18 protein-coding genes are annotated in these 17,287 nt (G+C 53.2%); 10 read left to right on the top strand and 8 right to left on the bottom strand.

Going from position 1 to position 17,287, the window contains the following annotated elements; translation table 11 throughout:
* Nucleotides 1-39: 39 nt before the first annotated feature.
* The 5 genes from F4Y39_11690 to F4Y39_11670 form a co-directional block, all read right to left on the bottom strand.
* Nucleotides 40-1,824: an ABC transporter ATP-binding protein gene (locus F4Y39_11690; protein MYC14379.1), complete on the bottom strand. Its 1,785-nt coding sequence runs from the start codon at nucleotides 1,822-1,824 to the stop codon at nucleotides 40-42.
* A 96-nt stretch (nucleotides 1,825-1,920) separates the two neighbouring features.
* Nucleotides 1,921-2,544, bottom strand: a complete 624-nt coding sequence (locus tag F4Y39_11685) for a cysteine hydrolase (protein MYC14378.1) — start codon at nucleotides 2,542-2,544, stop codon at nucleotides 1,921-1,923.
* 13 nt (nucleotides 2,545-2,557) lie between these two features.
* On the bottom strand, nucleotides 2,558-3,688 hold the full coding sequence (locus F4Y39_11680; GenBank protein MYC14377.1) for a DUF1343 domain-containing protein: 1,131 nt from the start codon (nucleotides 3,686-3,688) through the stop codon (nucleotides 2,558-2,560).
* 159 nt (nucleotides 3,689-3,847) lie between these two features.
* The gene (locus F4Y39_11675) at nucleotides 3,848-4,060 is read right to left on the bottom strand and encodes a hypothetical protein (GenBank protein MYC14376.1); all 213 of its coding nucleotides are present in this window, start codon (nucleotides 4,058-4,060) and stop codon (nucleotides 3,848-3,850) included.
* Between the two features lie 216 nt (nucleotides 4,061-4,276).
* The gene (locus tag F4Y39_11670; GenBank protein ID MYC14375.1) at nucleotides 4,277-5,707 is read right to left on the bottom strand and encodes a sulfatase-like hydrolase/transferase; all 1,431 of its coding nucleotides are present in this window, start codon (nucleotides 5,705-5,707) and stop codon (nucleotides 4,277-4,279) included.
* A gap of 248 nt (nucleotides 5,708-5,955) precedes the next feature.
* Between F4Y39_11670 and F4Y39_11665 the strand changes: the two genes are divergently transcribed.
* Together F4Y39_11665 and F4Y39_11660 are read left to right on the top strand one after the other, a co-directional pair.
* Nucleotides 5,956-6,480 carry a TRAP transporter small permease subunit gene (locus F4Y39_11665; GenBank protein MYC14374.1) on the top strand — a complete coding sequence of 175 codons (525 nt, stop codon included), beginning with the start codon at nucleotides 5,956-5,958 and terminating at the stop codon, nucleotides 6,478-6,480.
* Entirely contained in the window at nucleotides 6,477-7,796 is a 1,320-nt protein-coding gene (locus F4Y39_11660) for a TRAP transporter large permease subunit (GenBank protein MYC14373.1), read from the top strand. The genes F4Y39_11665 and F4Y39_11660 overlap by 4 nt, the downstream gene beginning before the upstream one ends.
* Nucleotides 7,797-7,799: 3 nt before the next feature.
* Here the strand turns inward: F4Y39_11660 and F4Y39_11655 are convergent, their stop codons facing one another.
* Nucleotides 7,800-8,909, bottom strand: a complete 1,110-nt coding sequence (locus tag F4Y39_11655; protein ID MYC14372.1) for a TRAP transporter substrate-binding protein — start codon at nucleotides 8,907-8,909, stop codon at nucleotides 7,800-7,802.
* Between the two features lie 162 nt (nucleotides 8,910-9,071).
* Between F4Y39_11655 and F4Y39_11650 the strand changes: the two genes are divergently transcribed.
* From F4Y39_11650 to F4Y39_11635, 4 genes are all read left to right on the top strand, one after another.
* On the top strand, nucleotides 9,072-9,266 hold the full coding sequence (locus F4Y39_11650) for a DUF4160 domain-containing protein (GenBank protein ID MYC14371.1): 195 nt from the start codon (nucleotides 9,072-9,074) through the stop codon (nucleotides 9,264-9,266).
* Nucleotides 9,263-9,733, top strand: a complete 471-nt coding sequence (locus tag F4Y39_11645; protein ID MYC14370.1) for a hypothetical protein — start codon at nucleotides 9,263-9,265, stop codon at nucleotides 9,731-9,733. The genes F4Y39_11650 and F4Y39_11645 overlap by 4 nt, the downstream gene beginning before the upstream one ends.
* A gap of 80 nt (nucleotides 9,734-9,813) precedes the next feature.
* Nucleotides 9,814-10,401 carry a sigma-70 family RNA polymerase sigma factor gene (locus F4Y39_11640; GenBank protein MYC14369.1) on the top strand — a complete coding sequence of 196 codons (588 nt, stop codon included), beginning with the start codon at nucleotides 9,814-9,816 and terminating at the stop codon, nucleotides 10,399-10,401.
* 10 nt (nucleotides 10,402-10,411) lie between these two features.
* Entirely contained in the window at nucleotides 10,412-10,822 is a 411-nt protein-coding gene (locus F4Y39_11635; GenBank protein ID MYC14368.1) for a hypothetical protein, read from the top strand.
* Nucleotide 10,823: 1 nt separating this feature from the next.
* Here the strand turns inward: F4Y39_11635 and F4Y39_11630 are convergent, their stop codons facing one another.
* Both F4Y39_11630 and F4Y39_11625 read right to left on the bottom strand, forming a co-directional pair.
* Entirely contained in the window at nucleotides 10,824-11,921 is a 1,098-nt protein-coding gene (locus tag F4Y39_11630) for a Zn-dependent alcohol dehydrogenase (GenBank protein ID MYC14367.1), read from the bottom strand.
* 280 nt (nucleotides 11,922-12,201) lie between these two features.
* Nucleotides 12,202-13,533, bottom strand: a complete 1,332-nt coding sequence (locus tag F4Y39_11625; protein ID MYC14366.1) for a sulfatase — start codon at nucleotides 13,531-13,533, stop codon at nucleotides 12,202-12,204.
* Nucleotides 13,534-13,835: 302 nt separating this feature from the next.
* Between F4Y39_11625 and F4Y39_11620 the strand changes: the two genes are divergently transcribed.
* From F4Y39_11620 to F4Y39_11605, 4 genes are all read left to right on the top strand, one after another.
* The gene (locus tag F4Y39_11620; GenBank protein ID MYC14365.1) at nucleotides 13,836-14,450 is read left to right on the top strand and encodes an NYN domain-containing protein; all 615 of its coding nucleotides are present in this window, start codon (nucleotides 13,836-13,838) and stop codon (nucleotides 14,448-14,450) included.
* 23 nt (nucleotides 14,451-14,473) lie between these two features.
* The gene (locus F4Y39_11615) at nucleotides 14,474-14,959 is read left to right on the top strand and encodes a DUF2231 domain-containing protein (protein MYC14364.1); all 486 of its coding nucleotides are present in this window, start codon (nucleotides 14,474-14,476) and stop codon (nucleotides 14,957-14,959) included.
* A 5-nt stretch (nucleotides 14,960-14,964) separates the two neighbouring features.
* Nucleotides 14,965-15,681, top strand: coding sequence for an RNA methyltransferase (locus tag F4Y39_11610; GenBank protein ID MYC14363.1), 717 nt, complete (start codon nucleotides 14,965-14,967; stop codon nucleotides 15,679-15,681).
* A 156-nt stretch (nucleotides 15,682-15,837) separates the two neighbouring features.
* A complete protein-coding gene (locus F4Y39_11605; GenBank protein ID MYC14362.1) occupies nucleotides 15,838-17,265 on the top strand; it encodes a sulfatase-like hydrolase/transferase in 1,428 nt (475 codons plus the stop codon).
* Nucleotides 17,266-17,287 lie beyond the last annotated feature (22 nt).

Below are 17,287 nucleotides of genomic sequence, written 5' to 3'. Positions count from 1 at the left end.
CGTCATCGCGGCATGCTTAAAGCCGCGATCCAGTGACTTTTACGCTTCTTCCAACGCGAATTGCATGTCGCACAGGCGGGCGTAGAGGCCGTCGCTGGCGAGGAGCTGGGTGTGTGTGCCGTATTCGACGATTTTGCCGCGGTCGATGACGTAGAGGCAGTCGGCGCGGCGCACGGTGGATAAGCGATGGGCGATCGCAAAAGTGGTGCGGCCTTCCATGAGGCGTTCAAGGGCGTTTTGAATGAGCATTTCGGTTTCGGTGTCAACAGAAGATGTGGCTTCGTCCAGGATGAGGATACGCGGGTTGTTGAGGATGGCGCGGGCGATGGAGATGCGCTGTTTTTCGCCGCCGGATAAGCGCACGCCCCGTTCGCCAATGTGGGTGTCATAAGCGTCTGAGAATCCGCAGACGAAGTCGTGTGCGTTGGCCATCATGGCGGCGTTGATGATGTCGGCTTCGGTGGCGTTGAGTTTGCCATAAGCGATGTTTTCGCGGATGGTTCCGTTGAAGAGGAAGGGTTCTTGTAAGACCATGCCGATTTGGCTGCGCAAAGATGCGCGTTGCATGTTTTTGAGGTCATGACCGTCAACGCACACGGTTCCGGAGTCGGGGTCGTAGAAGCGGCAGATGAGGTTGATGATGGTGGTTTTGCCCGCGCCACTGGGTCCAACGAGGCCGATGAGTTGGCCGGGTTGTGCGCTGAGGGATACGCCCTGGAGGACGGGGGGTCCGTGTTCGTAGGCAAAGGTGACGTTTTGAAATTCAACGCCGCCGTTCAGGCGGTCAAAGGGGAGGGCGTTGGGGGTGTCTTTTATCTCGGGCTGGGTGTCCAGGATTTCAAAGATGCGACGCGCTGAGGCAGAGGCGCGCACGATGGTGTCGTTGATGCGGGTGAGGCTTTCTACGGGTCTGTAGAATTGCCAGAGGTAGCTTTGAAAGGCGAAGAGGGTGCCGATGGTGAGGTCGCCCGAGATGATTTGTCGCCCGCCAAAGAGGAGGACGAGGAGGGGCCCCATTGAGATGATGAATCGGGTGAGGGGGTAGAAGCCGACGCGGATTTTGATGATGGTGATGCTGATGGTGAGGAAGGCTTTGCACTTTTGGGTGAAGCGAGAGAGTTCGTGGCCTTCGCGGGCAAAGCATTTGATGACGCGGATGCCGGAGAGGTTGTCTTGCAAAAGGGCGCTGATGTCGGCTATGCGCTCGCGCGCCATGGTGTAATAGGGGCGTATGGTGCGGTTGTAGAAGATGATGAGGATGCTGTATATGGGCATGGGCAACAGGGTGATGAGGGCGAGTTCAAAGCTGAGGGCAAAGAGGATGCTGCCGAAGATGAAGACGGTTGCGATGTCGATGAGTACGCGTTCCAGGGTGTCTGTGACGGTGTATTGGAGGGATTCGACGTCGGCGGTTACGCGCGACATCAATTCGCCCGTGCTGCGGTCGTTGTAAAAGCGCAGTCCCAGGTGCTGGAGGTGGTCATAGACCTGGACGCGGAGGCTGAAGAGGATGTCCTGTCCCGTTCGGCCGAGGAGGTAGCGGTTGATGAAGCTGAAGACGGTGCGGAGTATATAGACGCCGAGGAGGAGCAGGGCGTAGTATTGGAGGAGGTCGAAGTCGGCTGCGATTTTTGTGTCGGAGAATCGATCACCGATGTAGTTCCCTTCTGTGAAGTAGGGGGTTAAGATGTTGTCGATGACTTCGCGCATGAGCAGGGGTTGTACGGCGTCGAGGCCGATGATGAGGAGGGTGGCGCCGATGCCGATGCTCACGCGGCCCAGGTAAGGGCGGATGTAGGTGATGAGGCGGAGGAAGACGTTCATGGGAAGTGTGAAGTGCGAAGGTTGAAGTGTGTAGGGGCGATCGTGAACTGGTCTGGACTGCGACCAGTTGTACACCGCCCGTGGTCGCCCGTTTTTTTACGCGTTGATAATTTGGTCTGTGGATACGATTTCAACGCCCTGTTGCTGCCATTCATCTACCAGGCGGTCCCCGCGTTCGGGGTTGATGGCTTGTGCGGCGTCCAGGACGAGCTGTATGGGCGCTGTGTTGCGGTTTAAGAAGCCGTTGATGGCGTAGGCGTTGCATACGTCGAGGGCTACGCCGTAGAGGACGATGCGGTCGGGTTTGATGGCGTTGAGTACAGGTTCGACGTTGGGGTTGGTGAAGACGTCGAAACGCTGTTTGCGAAAGATGATTTCACCGCTGTGTTTTTGTATCCGGCTGATGAGGTCGCCCGGGGCGTCCGGGTCGATCCAGAGGGGATTTTGCGGTTGGGTTTCGGGTACTTTTTTTTGTCCTTCTGTGCCGGCGATGCAGTGGGGCGGAAAGGTTTCCAGGAAGTCCGGGTTGTCTGAGATTTCAGGGTCGTCTATCTGGTGGTTGTCAACCGAGCCGTAGATGGGGATGTCCCGTTGTCTGGCATGGTCTGTGAGTTTTTTGAGGTTCGGCAAGCGCTTTTCCGATGCAGTGACGTAGAGTTTGCCGTCGGGCATGATGAAGTCGTATTGGGTATCGACATCCCAGAATATGACGCCGGGCATGAGAGACTCCTTTTTAATACAACAAATACTTTTCCCTCACAGTAGCGAATTCCTCCAATTCCCCTTCCCATCGCTCCCATATTTCCCGTGCGCTGTCGCCTTTTAGGAGGGCTTCGCGCACGGTGCTGGTTCCCATGGCCTGGTCAAAGCGTTCATATCGGTCTTTTGGGATTTTGAATTCGGGATATGTTGCCACGAGGTGTGCGAGTATGGATATTTCTGTGCGCGTTGGGCGAAAGGCGATGGGGTCTGTTATGTGCAGGAATATAGCCTGTACTTTTTTGTCGCGAAACAGCCATGTGTCGGGTTCAAATATTATGGGTTGAAATTCTACGCCGGGCAGTTGCAGGGCGTTCAGGTCGCGGGCTGTTTTTTCTGCGTTGATCCACGGCGCGCCAGCGATTTGAAAGGGCATGTCGGTTCCTATGCCGATGTGTACCGTCCCCAATGCGCCAATGGTTCCGGTTGCGGCAAAGGTTATAGCAGATTCGGGCGATGGGATGTTGGGCGATGGCTCGATCCAGTCGCGTCCGATGTCCGCCCAGCGCGTGTTGCGCTGGTAGCCTTCCATAGGGACGACGGTGAGGGAACACGCGAGCAGGTGTTCGCGGTTGAGATATCGGGCGAGTTCTCCTGCTGTGAGTCCATACGCGCGGGGTACCGGATAGAGTCCTCCAACTAATGATCGCCATTTTTCCTCGGTTATGGGTCCATCTACGGTTAGTCCGCCGAGGGGATTGGGGCGGTCGAGGACGATGACGCGCTTGTCGTGTTCGCCCGCCGCTTTTATGACTTTGGTCAGGCTCCAGATGTAGGTGTAGGCTCTGCTGCCCACGTCCTGTATGTCGTAGATTATGACGTCGATGTTGTCCAGTGCGGATTTTAAGGAGCGGTCACTTCCGTAGAGGGAATATACGGGCAGGCTGTCCATTTGTGTGTCGCGCACGTGTTCGCCCGCTTTTGCCTCTGCTTTGATTCCGTGTTCAAGTGCGAATAGGGCGACGAGATTTACGTCCGGGTGCTGTTGCAGGGCGGCGATTGTTGTGATGCCTGTTTTTGTGCGTCCCGTGGGGTTGGTGATCAGGCCGACCCGTGCGTCCGCTACCAGAGGGGTGTGGTGTTCCAAAAATACATCTACACCCATTTGTAGCTCCTGTTTTTGCGAGGTGCAGTTGAGACAGATGGAAAGAAAGAGAATGGAGGTACACCATTTACCTATTTCCACGCTTCGTTCTCCAAAAAAAACGGGCAGTTGCACACATGCGACTGCCCGTTTTGTTACATCAACCCGTTTTTGCTTTTTCTATACGGTTTCAACAGTTCGCGCCAGTTTTTTCCATTTGCCAAAGGCTTTCCAGTTGATGGTTTCGCGTTCGCCATTGCAATTTAATATGCCTGCTTGCAAATATTCTCTGATTCGTCCTTTTACCTGTTGGGGAGATATGTTCAATTGTGTAGCAGCAACTTCTTCACCAATCCCAGCCTCCAGCAGTTTTAACAATGCCGCGTCGTCCATGGCAGGGTTCCTTTTGAGAATTGGGGATAAGAATTAAGGACAAATGCAATATAGCCATTCTTTTCTTATTTGCAAGGTAAATTGTAAAGGTGAGACGTGAGATGTGCGACCCCGTATAGAGACACTACGGGGCAGGCTCCCGTCATCGCGGCCCCTGCTTAAAGCATACAGGGGCAGGCAGGGTGTAAGCCGCGATCCAGAGGTTTTGATTTTTTTTCAAACCGCAGGCAAGGGCGCGTGGTCATTCGTTTCGTGTTGCCACAGTCGAATGCGGGCTGCGATTTCCCGCGCCCGGTCGCGGTGCGCAGGGTCGTCGAAGAGGTTGGTTTCTTCATAGGGGTCGTTGTTCAGGTCGAATAATTCGCACTGGTCGCCGGCACATAAGTTGAGTTTCCACCGGTCTCCGGTTACGGCACAGCGCCAGGGCAAGGTTGACATGAGGTTGATTTTGGGATTGCCCAGGTTGCGGTCGCCAATGCCGTTCCATTCCATGAATGCGGTGTGGTCGCGCAGGTCGGCACCGCCGTTTAAGACGTCGGCACACGGGCGGCCCGGGAGGGTTTCTAATAGTGGCTGATTGGCGAGTTCCACAAGGGTGGCGATCAGGTCCGCGTGTCCAAAGACGCCGTCGATACGCTTTTGCGATTGGGTGAGCCACGGGACGCTTAAGATCATGGGTACGCGCGCGGATTCTTCGTAGAATGCGCGTTTTTCGAACATGGCGTGGTCGCCTGCCATTTCACCGTGGTCGCTGGTGACGGCAAAGATGGTGTTTTCCATTTGTCCGGTTTCTTCCAGTGCCTGTACCATGCGGCCTATGGCGTCGTCGATGATTTTTACGTTGCCGTAGTATTGCGCCCGCAGTTTTCGCCAGGATTTTTCTTGTCGCATGTCGTGACCTTCAACCCTGTTGTTGAGGTAGTGTTCTGCGCGCGCGCGGTTAAATAAGGCGTGTCCTTCTGGTTTTTTGATGAAGGTGGGACCTACGGGTAGGGCATCGGGGTCGTACATGCCGTCGTAGGGTCCGGTCATTGGGGGGTGTGGCTCAAATGTGCTGAATACGAGGAGCCAGGGGCGGTCTGTGTTTTCCCGGATGAATCGCTCGGAGTGGTTGGCGATGAAGGTGCCCATCTGGTATTCTGCGGGGAGTTGGGATCGCTGGCGCGGTGAGTAGATGATTTCTCCAGTGGCGCTGTTGTTTTGGGGTTCTATGCCCTGTTCTTTCATCCAGTAGTAATAGCTGCTGAAGGGCAGGCCAGGGCGGGAGTATTTGTTGCGGTGGTCGTCTTCTGTGCTGATCCATTCGTCGAATCCGTGTTGTCGCACGGAGTCGTCGCCGAGGTGCCATTTTCCAAACATGGCTTTTCGATAGGTGTCGGGTAGCATTTCTGCGATGGATGGGATTTCGTCGCGCAATATGTCCCGGTTGACCATGCATTCGTGATTGTGCGGGTACAGGCCCGTCATGAGGGATCCGCGCGCAGGGGTGCATACGGGTTGTGTGACGTAGGTGTTTTCAAAGACGAAGCTGCGCTCTGCCAATGCGTCTTGATGCGGCGATTGTATCCAGTCGTTGCCGTAACACCGCAGGGTGTCCGTGCGCTGTTGGTCGCTGATGAAGAGCAGGATGTTCGGTTGTTCTGCCATGCGGTTACTCCTTTTTGTGGGTGAGATAATTTGTGTAAATTTACACAAAAAATGATCCTATATCAAAGGTCATATTTTGTCGCCTGCTTTGCGAATTATTGTTTATATTCTGATACACAAGCAACCACAGCCTTTTTATCTGTGATTGCTCCTGGTTTTGATTTTATCCTGTTCATCCTTCCATCACTGGATAGAACCATTCCAGTGCAGGCTCTGCACATCCTGATCCTTTTTTTGAGGAGAGCATTTTGCAGGTGTTAAGAGCATATATCCGATTTGTCGATGGATTAAACGAGCGCGTTGGGCGTGTTGTTTCGTGGCTTACTGCTGTGCTGGTGGCGGTGGTGTGTTACGATGTTTTTACCCGCTATGTGCTGAAGAATAGCCTGGTGGCTGTTCAGGAGTTGGAATGGCATTTGTTCGCGCTCATTTTTCTTTTGGGCGCTGCGTATTCGCTCAAGCACGATCAACACGTGCGCGTGGATGTGTTTTATAGCCGGTTTTCTCCGCGCAAACAGGCGTGGGTGAATTTGATTGGTAGTGTTCTGTTTTTGATTCCGTTTTGCGTTATTGTGATTGTGAGTTCGCAGTATTTTGTGGTTAGTGCTTTCCACATTGGGGAGACGTCACCCGATCCGGGAGGCCTACCCGCGCGTTGGGTGCTCAAGGCGGCTATTCCACTGGGTTTTGTTCTGCTTTTGCTACAGGGCCTAAGTCTGGCGTGTCGGTCTTTGCTTTCCGTCCTGGGGCACGATGAGGAGGTGGATGGATGATTGAGGCGATGCCCCTGATTCTGTTTGGCGTTCTTTTTCTTCTTCTTTTGATCGGTTTTCCCGTTGCGTTTACGCTGGGTGGCGTTTCTTTTATTCTGGGCTATTTGACGTTTGGTCCGGCTTTTTTCAATCTTTTGCCCCTGCGTATCTGGGGTGTGATGACGAATTACGTGCTGATTGCCGTGCCTTTGTTTGTGTTTATGGGGGTGATGCTGGAGAAGTCCGGGCTGGCTGAGAATTTGCTGGAGACGATGGCGTTGCTTTTTGGGCATTTGCGCGGTGGACTGGCGATTTCTGTGGTTGCTGTGGGGGCGCTGTTCGGGGCTTCTACGGGGATTGTGGGCGCGACTGTGGTTACGATGGGTTTGCTGAGTTTGCCGACGATGCTGAAGCGGGGATACCGCCCCGAGGTTGCCGCAGGGACGATTTCAGCGTCGGGTACTTTGGGGCAGATTATTCCGCCGAGTATTGTGCTGGTGCTATTAGGTAGTGTGCTGAATGTTCCGATTGGGGATATGTTTGTGGGTGCTGTGTTGCCCGGGTTTGTTCTGGTTGGTTTTTATGCGGTTTATCTGATTCTGGTTGCGATTTTTAAGTCCGAGTGGGTACCGGCAATGCCAGAGGAGGAGCTCGCGCAATTTCACGGCAGGGCGATGGTGAAGCGCGTTTTGCAGGCGTTTGTTCTGCCGGCTGTTCTGGTTGTTGCGGTGCTGGGTTCTATTTTTGCGGGGGTTGCTTCGCCTACCGAGGCGGCGGCCGTGGGTGCGTTTGGCGCAACGCTTTTGACGGTGTTGCAAAAGCGGTTTTCATATCGGACGCTGAAGTCGGTGATGGTGGAGACGACGCATCTGACGTGTATGGTTTTTCTTATTCTGGTGGGGGCTACGGCGTTTGGTCTGGTGTTTCGCGGTATGCACGGGGATGCGTATTTGACGAATCTGATTCTGTCGGCGAATATGAGTCCGGGGGCGTTTCTCGCGCTTGTGATGGTTATGATTTTTGTGGCGGGATTTTTTATCGATTTTATCGAGATTACGTTTATTATTGTTCCGGTTGTGGCGCCTATTTTTGTGACGTTGGGGGTGGATCTTCTGTGGTTGGGTATTTTGATTGCGATGAATTTGCAGACTTCTTTTTTGACGCCGCCGTTTGGTTTTGCGCTTTTTTATCTGAAGGGGGTCGCGCCGCCCGAGGTCCGCACGGGCCATATTTATCGGGGGATTATTCCGTTTATTATTATTCAGCTTATTGGGCTGACGCTGGTTATTACGTTTCCCGAGATGGCGACGTCTTTGCCAAAATATTTGGGGGGGTAACGATTATGCACTCAAGTTCTCGTAATAGATTTTTTCCGATATCGCCGCCCAGCCGTGCATTTTTTTGCGAAATGATTCATATGCTTCATATACTTTTTTGCTCATGGCATCGGCTGCGACGAGTTCATCTTCGACTTCTCTGGCGTATTTTTGAAGTATGTCGAGGACTTCGTCGGGGAATTTTTTCAGTATGACGTTGTGGTCTTTTATGAGGGTTTGCAGATGCGCGTTGTTTTTTGCTTCAAATTCCGATAGTGTCCAGGCATTTGCGCGCGCTGCGGCGGTTCGCACGATGTCTTGCAGGTTTTTGGGCAGGGTTTGATATGCGGATTTGTTGACGATGAGTTCTATGACGGTGCCGGGTTCGTGCCAGCCGGGATAATAATAGTATTTGGCGGCTTTGTAAAAGCCCATGAGTGTGTCGTGATAGGGTCCGATCCATTCGGTTGCGTCGATGACGCCGCGTTCGAGGTTGGTGAAAATTTCTGCGCCGGCTGATAAGATAGCGGATCCGCCAGCTTTGGATATGACTTTGCCGCCGAGGCCCGGGATGCGCATTTTGAGGCCCTGAAGGTCGCTTGTGGCGTTGATTTCGCGGTTGAACCAGCCGCCCATTTGCACGCCGGTGTTGCCTGCGGGGATGGGGATGAGGTTAAATGGGGCGTAGAGTTCTTCCCATAAGGCGAGGCCTCCGCCACTGGTGATCCAGGCGTTCATTTGTTGGGCGTTCATGCCAAAGGGTACAGAGGCAAAGAATTGGGTTGCCTGCGCTTTTCCCGCCCAGTAATACGCGGCGCCGTGACACATTTCCGCGGTTCCCGCACTGACGGCGTCAAAGCCTTCGAGGGGGGGTATGAGTTCGCCGCCGCCATAGACCTGTATTTTGAGCTGGCCTTCGGACATTTCTTCTGTCCATTTGGCGATGTGTTCAGCGGATTCTCCCAGGATGGGGAAGTGCGGCGGCCAGGTTGTGACCATTTTCCATTCGTATTTTTTTCGCGTTTGTACAGCGGGTGCCCCGGTTTCTTGAGGGGATGCACAGCCCGCCAATAGTGCAGCTCCGCCGGCAAGTCCGGCTTTTTTTATGAAGTCGCGTCGTTTTACTCGTTCCATTGTGTCTCCGATTTAATTGCGGGGTTTGTACAAATCAAATTATACACCCTCTCAATATAAATAAAAAATAGAAAAAGTTTGAACCTTTTGGCCATAATAGGATAAATCAAAATTTTTTTGTCCGCTCTTGACAAGTGTAACCGTATATGGTTACATTTAAGAATGGGTAGAATTCGGCGAGGAAATTTCATTTTTGTGTTTTGGGCTGGCGACCATCCCCCGAGACATGTTCATGTTTATCGATCGGGCAAGCTGGTCGTTAAGTGGGATTTGGAAAACAATAGGGCGATGAAGGGAAAGCCGACGGGTCAAATTTTAAAATATATACGAGAATTGCAAGATAGAGGTGCGCTTTGAAAATTCGAAGAGTTGTGCCGAATAATCGGAAGAAGGCTTTTGAAGTTTATACGTACAATAATACCTATGTGTTTCCCTATGCGGTTGTGCGACCAATACCGCAAAAAGGGCGCTGGGTTGTCAACGTTTATGTGGATCCGGAGTTGGACAATGAGGGGTTTGTCTATGTGCTCGCTTCTGGAGATGAGGGGACGGTTCATATCGATCATGTGCTCGAATACAATCGCGATCCCGGTTATATGGCGGATTTGTTGCTCTATGAGTTGACGTGTCGGGTTCGGGAGGCTGTGAAGAAGTCGCCGTTGAGTACCCGTGAGATTATTCGTCGGCTGGGCACATCGCCCGCGCAATACTATCGTCTTCTGGATCAGACTAATTATCGAAAATCCGCTCGGCAATTGTTCGCGTTATTTCATATTGTGAACTGTAAGGTCGAATTTGTCGTAGAAGCTGATGTGACGCATTAAAAAAAATATGAACTTTTTGGCAATGTCAGGTGTATGCATATGTAGAAACGCGCAGTTAATCACGTACTGTTTGGTTTTTTATGTTCCTGATAAAATATCACACGCTTTCCGATGAAAAGCTCATGGCCCGCATTCAGCGGGGCGATACAGCCGCTTTTGACGAACTCTATACCCGATATAGCAAGCGGATGCTTTATTATTTTCATCGCATGCTGGGGGGGGACGAGGAGAAGGCGCAGGATTTTTTGCAGGATTTGTTTTTGAAAATTGTCGAGAAGCCCGCCCGATTTAAGCGGGGTAATGCCTTTGCGTCCTGGCTTTATACGGTTGCACACAATATGTGCAAGAATGAGTATCGCAAGCAGAGTGTGCGGAAGGTTGTGGTTAATGATCCCGATATCGATATGCATTGTGGCTGGGTTGATGGTGCTTATGCCATAGAAAAGGCGTGCGATGAACGGGCTTTTCTAAGTGCGCTGATGGATGAGCTGGATAAGCTCAGTGTGGATCAGCGTACGACGTTTTTATTGCGGCATCAAGAGTGTCGCAGTATTCGAGAGATTAGTGAGATTCTCGGGTGTCCCGAGGGGACGGTTAAATCGAGGCTGCACCATGTTACGCAGAAGTTGGCAGAAAGACTTCAGGGGCGAAATTCCCTGTGTGGATGAGGAGATGGATATGAGGCGGGTTATTCCGTTTAAAAAGAAAGAGAATGTGGATGAGTTGCTGAGCCAGGTGCTTGCGGTTCCCAGGACCGGCGGTCTTGAACCCGATCCGGCGATTCGCAATGCTGTTGTTGCTCAGATGTCTGCACGAGAACGCGGTGGGTTCAATGTGTTGCGTTCTTTCAGGTTTTCGATGCGCTTGCCCGTTTATCAAATGGCTTTTGCAATGGGGATTGTCCTGTTTGCTGTTTTGGGTATCCGCCAGTCGCAGCCCGATCCCGCGACGACACGGTCTCCCGAATCGCCTGGTGCTGTTATGGATACGAGCCGGACCGATTCTCCCCGGGTTTCGTTTTCGGATACGCTCTCACAACGCGCTATTACTACTATTTTTTCCGCTTCGAGTCCTGTAGATAGTCTTTGATTTAGAAGACGATCAGGCCTCGCGCGACTTCTCCAGCGGCCAGGGCGTCAAAGGCTTCGTTGGCTCCTTCGAGATCAAATCGCCGGGTTACGAGTTCGTCGATTTTTAGTTTTCCAGCGAGGTAGAGTTCTACCATGCGCGGGAAGTCGTCATAGATTCTCGCACTTCCATACCTGCAGCCGCGCAGGATGCGTTCGTTGGACTGGAGGCTGCCGGTGTCAAATGTGACGGTGGAACCGGTGGGAGGCAGGCCGATGAGCAAGCACTGGCCCCTGGATGCGAGACAGTCCCAGGCTTGATTGATGACTTGCGCGTTGCCGACTGCGACAAATGAATAATCCGCCCCGCGTCCGGTGAGGTCTTTTATGGCTTCGACCGGATTTTCTTTGCTGGCGTCTATGGTGTGTGTCGCGCCAAAGGATTTCGCGTATTCCAGTTTGGCGGGGTTGATATCGACTGCTATGATGGGGTGTGCCTGTACCAGGGTTCCGCCCTGTATGACGTTGAGGCCAATTCCCCCGGTGCCGAATACGGCCATGCTCGCTCCGGGCGTTACGGCTGCTGTGTTGATGACGGAGCCTACGCCGGTCATGACCGAGCAGCCGATTAAGGCGGCTACTTCGAGGGGCATGTCTTCCCGGATGGGGACGGCACAGGAGGCGGGCATGACGGAGTATGAGGCGTAGCTACACGCGGGTCCGTAATGGTACACGGTTTGGCCTTTTATTTTCATTCTGGATGTGCCGTCCATTAATACGCCTTTGCCCGGTGGGGTGCGTTCACACAGGTGCGATAGTCCGGTTGCGCAGTAGTGACAGCGCCCGCATGTCGATGCCCAGGATAGGATGACGTGGTCGCCGGGTTTTACGTGTCGAACACCGGGTCCCACTTCTTGGACGATTCCAGCCCCTTCATCGCCGAGTACCATGGGCATTGGATATCCGGTCCAGCTGCCATCTACGACGTGCAAACAACTGTGACATACGCCAGTGGCGGTCATGCGTACCATGACTTCGTCTTCTTTCGGTCCTTCCAGGTCCAGGTCCGCTACTTCCAGCGGTCTTCCCGGCTCATAGAGTAGCGATGCTTGCATTTTCATGGGGTGTCTCCTTAAAAAATGATGTGTTTCTTGTTTTAATTCATGCCTATCAACAGAGCCGTCATCGCGGCAGGTCCCCTGCTTAAGTCATGCAGGGGCATGCTTTAGCCGCGATCCAGAAGGTTTTATCTGCCTTTGATTTCGCCTTTGATTTTGCCTTTCATCCTGTCCATCCTTTCATCACTGGATAGAGGCGTTCCAGTGCAGGCTCTGCCCATCCTGATGAACTGGTCTGGAAATCGACCAGTTGTACACCGCTTCAGACAGAGGTTGACTTCCCCTACACCATAACCTCCGGCGTCTCATTCGGCGAGCGGCCATCGGAGTTGTTGACCTTGGATCCGCCCGGTGCAGCGATGTGCCCGTCTGGCAAGAGGGGGTCATTTGTTTCTTCCATCCATGTGTGCAATCGATGGCTCAGATCTTTCCGCACAGGTGCCATGTCTTCCCGGTCGATGATGTTGTGCGTTTCATCGGGGTCGAATATGAGGTCGTACAACATTTCCTGATCGCGCGGCAATTTTTCCCAGTTTTGATTGAGTAGGTACGCTTTTGTGGGTGTGTCATCTACGTTGGGCAATACGAGTTTGTCGCGGTTGTCGTATCGCCGGATATATTTGTATCTTTCGGTGCGGATGCTCCGCATGGGTTCGTACGCGGCGTGATAGGTGACTTCTGAAAAGATTTCTTCCCGATGGCGGTCTTCGTTTATCAGAGGGTGCAGGGATTTTCCCTGTACGTGGTCGGGTATTTCTATGCCGGCAGCGCGATATGCCGTGGGTAACAGGTCCATCAGGCTGACCATCGCGTTTATGACTTTTCCGCCTTCAAATCCGCCGGGTCCGCGTATGATGAGGTACACGCCGATGCCGTGGTCTGTCAGGTTGCACATGTTGCGCGGAAATTGCAGGCCGTGATCGGCAAAGCAGAATACGAGGGTGTTGTCGGATAGGCCGGTTTCTTCGAGTGCTGCGAGTACGTTGCCGTAGTGGTTGTCCATGATGCGGGCAGAGGCTTTGTAGTCGGCTGTGTCTGCCCGGGTTTCCGGTGTGTCGGGCAAGGGACGAGGTGGGGTGCAGTATTGTTCGCGTTCTGCGGGGTATTTGTCGGGTTCGGCACTGTGAAATGGTCGGTGCGTTTCGTTTAGGCCGAGGTTGAGAAAGAAGGGTTGTTGGGGTGCGTTTTTTATGAAATCCACGACGGCGTCCGCGGGTTCGATCCATTTGGGCTGTCCGGGGTAATTTGTGTCCAGTCCGGAGAGGATTTCGTCATATCCAATGGTGTCCAGGTCCGGTGCGGTGTGTTCCACGCCAGCGGTTGCGGTGAAGTAGCCATTTGTCTTGAAGATGCGGGCGGCATGCCAGTCGTAATTCGTCATGGCAAAGCCGCGGTGTGCAAGGCCCGTCATGCCACAGGTGTGGGGGTACATGCCGGTTAAGAAGCTGGCTCTGCTGGGCGAACAGGTGGGGGCTGTGGCATACGCCCGCCGAAAGAGTACGCCTTGTTCTGACAGTTGCTGCATGTGCGGCGTTGGTACGGCGTGTCCGTAGGGTTCAATATAGGTTCCGGTGTTGTGCGAGTGCATAAATAAGATGTTTGGTCGATCTGTCATAAAACCTTCCTTGTCGAGAGTCTTGTTTGTTTGTATTTTAACCCGCCCATTGTAATGGATTTTTCGCGGGATTGAAATAGTTTTTTTACTTTTAACAGATGTTACGCAGGTCTGGATGTTTGTCATGCTGAGCGGAGTGTAACGGAGCCGAAGCATCTGTTCCACCTGCGTTGGTAGAAGATTTTTCGACTCCGCTGCGCTCCGCTCAAAATGACAGGCCCATTATATTGTGCAGTTGCGTAACATCAGTTTTAACTTCATATTTTGAAAGTTCAGGGTCGTTTCACAGGAGAATTGGATCAATGAAGAAGGTTTTCATCTATTTGGATAATTCCAATATTTTTATTAGCGCGCAAGAGGCCGCTGCAGAGCGCGAGGGGGAGGCCGCTCGCTCGCGCGTGCGTATTCATTTTCGCAATCTCCTCGCTCTGGCACAGGCAGGCCGACCGATTGAGCGGGCCATTGCTGTTGGCTCTATTCCACCAGAGTTGCGTCAGATGTGGAACCGCCTTGAGAATGAGGATGTTGAGGTGCAGTTGTTGGAACGCGGGGCATTGCAGGGTAGCGAACAGGGCGTGGATCAAGTTTTGCAAACGATTATGCTTCGAGATACTGTAGATTATAATGGTGTACCGGGTATTGCTGTCTTGCTCACGGGCGATGGCAGTGGCTTTGTCGATGGCGTTGGATTTCACGCGGATATAGAGCGCATGCATCGCAGGGGCTGGGATATAGAAGTGCTGTCATGGCGTCACAGTTGCAACCGCCGCATGCGAGAATGGGCAGAGGAGAATGGAAAATTTATCGCATTGGACGATTTCTACAATAGTATTACGTTCCTGGAAGGCGCGTGGCCGGGACAACCCGTTGCAGACCCGCGGTATGCAGAGCCATTGCAACTCGACTTGCGCTCATAAAGAAAACGATCTCATCTCCCGTCATGGATATTCATCCTCTTGTTACACACTTTCCCATTGTCTTGTTGGTCATTGGCGTTGTTTGTGATGCGATTGGCATATTGCGTCACCGCGATTTTTTTGTGCGAGTGGGGTTTTTGCTCTTTTCGCTCGGTGCTTTGACCGCGATTCCGGTCGCACTCACAGGGGATAGTGCTGCCGAGGTTGCGCAACATATCGATGGTATTGCCGCAGATTTAGAGGTTCACGATACGCTGGGTACGGTCACCGCGTTTCTGGCTGTTGCGCTGGCACTGGTACGCACGCATTTTGTTTTGAAGAAGAAATTTGTCGGGTTTGTTCGCTATGTGTATCTCGTTTTTGGTCTTGTTACTGCGGGTCTGGTGTGCGCGGCGGGATATACGGGTGGATATTTGGTTTATTTTTACGGCGCTGGAACAGAGCCAGTCACGTCGCAGATTGAGTTGGAAAAGCGCGTGCCGCGAGTCGATAAATTTGAGAGCAGGTAGAGACAATGCCGATTTATCTCAAAAATCCGCACAGTATTCTGGCGGTGCTGAAAAAGCGTCCGCAGGATATTTTCGAGATTCGATTGCCTGCCAAACCGGGCGGTGATGCGTGGCGGACTGTGCGGGAACGGGCAGAGGAGATCGGTGTGCGCGTGTTTTTCGGGCGGGGCGAACAGGGGTCTGTGCGGCAGGGTCGGTCTCGTGGAGGAGACGCTGAAGCTGCGGTTAAAGAACATCCGGGTTGTGATCTCGCGGAGCTGTTTGCCGATAATGGGGGTCTTTTTTTGGCGCTGGATACGGTTCAGGATCCGCAAAATCTGGGGGCGATTTTTCGCTCTGCGGCTTTTTTTGGGGTGCGCGGTGTTTTGCTTAGTCGAGATCGTTCCGCTTCGATGACGGGCGCGGCGTACGATGTTGCTTCGGGGGGTGTCGAGTATGTTCCGTTTTCTGTTCAGACAAATTTGAGCCGGGCGTTGGATGTGGCGAAGGATGCGGGGTTGTGGGTTTTGGGGACTTCTGAGCATGCGGAGAAGGATTTGAGCGCGTTTTCGGCAGATCGCCCCTGGCTTCTGGTGCTGGGGAATGAGGAGAGCGGGATGCGACGCCTTACGCGCGATAAGTGCGATGAGGTATGCCGCATTGCCCCCCGCGGCGCTATCGGGTCTCTGAATGTGTCTGCCGCTGCCGCGATTTGTATGTATCATCTTACAAGGGATGATTAATACCAGAGACGTATCCAATATGTAGGGGCGGGCCCCCGTGCCCGCCCGTCATCGCGGCATGTCCCCTGCTTAAGACCTGCAGGGGCATGCTTTGAGCCGCGATCCAGAAGGTTTTTATTTTCGATTGTACCATAAAACTCATAATAGGAGATTACAATGCCGGATAACAGACCAAATATTTTACTTATTATGACGGATCAGCAGCGCGGGGATTGCCTGGGGATTGAGGGCCATCCCGTGTTGCAGACGCCCAATCTGGACTATATGGCTGCGTCGGGGGTGCGTTTTCGCCACGCTTATTCGGCTTGTCCGGTGTGTGTGCCGGCTCGCCGCACGGTGATTACGGGGCGCAAGCCGAGCAATCACGGCGCGCTTCAAAATGCCCAGGCACCGCTGCCGTGGCCGACTTTGCCCGGGGTTTTGCGCGATGCGGGATATCGCACCCATCTTTCGGGCAAGGCCCACTGGGGTCCGCCTGCGAGGGAGTTGGGGTTTGATTCTGCGGAATGGGCAGATAGTCCGATTTCAGGGGTTGATAATGATTATCAGAAGTATGTGCGGGAGAATGGTGCGGCGTGGCACCGGGCTTCCGATGCGCACGGGATGTATAGCAATGGTTTTCCAGGGCGTCCGTGGCATTTGGATGAGCATTTGCATTTTACGAATTGGTGTACGCAGAAGGGGCTGGAGTTTATCGATTCGCAAAGGGGAGATCAGCCGTGGTTTCTGGCGGTTAATTTTATCCATCCGCACCAGCCGGTTACGCCGCCTGTGCATTATTTTGATAAGTATATGGCGATGGATTTGCCCGAGCCTTATGTGGGGGATTGGGCGCGGGTTTTTGACGGTCCTGTGCGGGGGTTGCAGCCGGAGTGCTGGCGTTTGTGTCTGGATCCTCCGGTTATGAAGGCGACGCGCGCGGGTTATTACGGGTGTGTCGAACATATCGATCATCAGATTGCGCGTCTGGTGAGTGGTCGCGTGTTGCCGGATAATACGATTGTGGTGTTTGCTTCTGATCACGGGGAGATGCTGGGGGATCATCAGTGGCTGCGTAAGCGCAATCCCTTTGAGCCGTCTGCGCGCGTTCCGCTGTTGATGAAGTTTCCCGATGGTTTGGGATTGCCGCAGGAGCAGGTGATCGAGCGTCCGGTTGAGTTGATGGATATTATGCCGACATTGCTCGATGCGGTGGGGGTTCCGATTCCGGATACGGTGGATGGGGAGAGTGTGTTGCCGATTATTCGCGATTCACAAGCAGAATGGCGAGATTATGTGCATGGCGAGTGCGCGAGTGTGCCTACGTCGAATAGCGGGATGCAATACGTGACGGATGGCAAGCGCAAGTTCGCGTATTTGCCCGGGCAGGGGCGGGAGCTGTTTTTCGATGTGGAAAATGATCCATGCGAGATGACCAATCTGGCGGATGATCCAGGGTGGGCGGATGAAATCGCAATGTGGCGGTCCCGTCTTATTGGGGAATTGGTCGGTCGCCCAGAAGGTTTTACAGATGGCGAACAGCTTCTGGTGAAAGACGGCCCAACTGCGGGGAAGATTCCGGTTTGGGAAGGGTATGAAGGGTGAAGCACTCGTCATCGCGGTATGT

It is taken from the genome of Gemmatimonadota bacterium (assembly GCA_009838845.1).
GTDB lineage: Bacteria > Latescibacterota > UBA2968 > UBA2968 > UBA2968 > VXRD01.
This window is presented reverse-complemented; position numbering and strand designations above follow the sequence as displayed.

Excerpts from the sequence above, each read along its gene's own strand:
- F4Y39_11690 (MYC14379.1), bottom strand. The coding sequence starts at position 1,824 with ATGAACGTCTTCCTCCGCCTCATCACCTACATCCGCCCTTACCTGGGC.
- F4Y39_11685 (MYC14378.1), bottom strand. The coding sequence starts at position 2,544 with ATGCCCGGCGTCATATTCTGGGATGTCGATACCCAATACGACTTCATC.
- F4Y39_11680 (MYC14377.1), bottom strand. The coding sequence starts at position 3,688 with ATGGGTGTAGATGTATTTTTGGAACACCACACCCCTCTGGTAGCGGAC.
- F4Y39_11675 (MYC14376.1), bottom strand. The coding sequence starts at position 4,060 with ATGGACGACGCGGCATTGTTAAAACTGCTGGAGGCTGGGATTGGTGAA.
- F4Y39_11670 (MYC14375.1), bottom strand. The coding sequence starts at position 5,707 with ATGGCAGAACAACCGAACATCCTGCTCTTCATCAGCGACCAACAGCGC.
- F4Y39_11660 (MYC14373.1), top strand. The coding sequence starts at position 6,477 with ATGATTGAGGCGATGCCCCTGATTCTGTTTGGCGTTCTTTTTCTTCTT.
- F4Y39_11655 (MYC14372.1), bottom strand. The coding sequence starts at position 8,909 with ATGGAACGAGTAAAACGACGCGACTTCATAAAAAAAGCCGGACTTGCC.
- F4Y39_11650 (MYC14371.1), top strand. The coding sequence starts at position 9,072 with ATGGGTAGAATTCGGCGAGGAAATTTCATTTTTGTGTTTTGGGCTGGC.
- F4Y39_11640 (MYC14369.1), top strand. The coding sequence starts at position 9,814 with ATGTTCCTGATAAAATATCACACGCTTTCCGATGAAAAGCTCATGGCC.
- F4Y39_11635 (MYC14368.1), top strand. The coding sequence starts at position 10,412 with ATGAGGCGGGTTATTCCGTTTAAAAAGAAAGAGAATGTGGATGAGTTG.
- F4Y39_11630 (MYC14367.1), bottom strand. The coding sequence starts at position 11,921 with ATGAAAATGCAAGCATCGCTACTCTATGAGCCGGGAAGACCGCTGGAA.
- F4Y39_11625 (MYC14366.1), bottom strand. The coding sequence starts at position 13,533 with ATGACAGATCGACCAAACATCTTATTTATGCACTCGCACAACACCGGA.
- F4Y39_11620 (MYC14365.1), top strand. The coding sequence starts at position 13,836 with ATGAAGAAGGTTTTCATCTATTTGGATAATTCCAATATTTTTATTAGC.
- F4Y39_11615 (MYC14364.1), top strand. The coding sequence starts at position 14,474 with ATGGATATTCATCCTCTTGTTACACACTTTCCCATTGTCTTGTTGGTC.
- F4Y39_11610 (MYC14363.1), top strand. The coding sequence starts at position 14,965 with ATGCCGATTTATCTCAAAAATCCGCACAGTATTCTGGCGGTGCTGAAA.
- F4Y39_11605 (MYC14362.1), top strand. The coding sequence starts at position 15,838 with ATGCCGGATAACAGACCAAATATTTTACTTATTATGACGGATCAGCAG.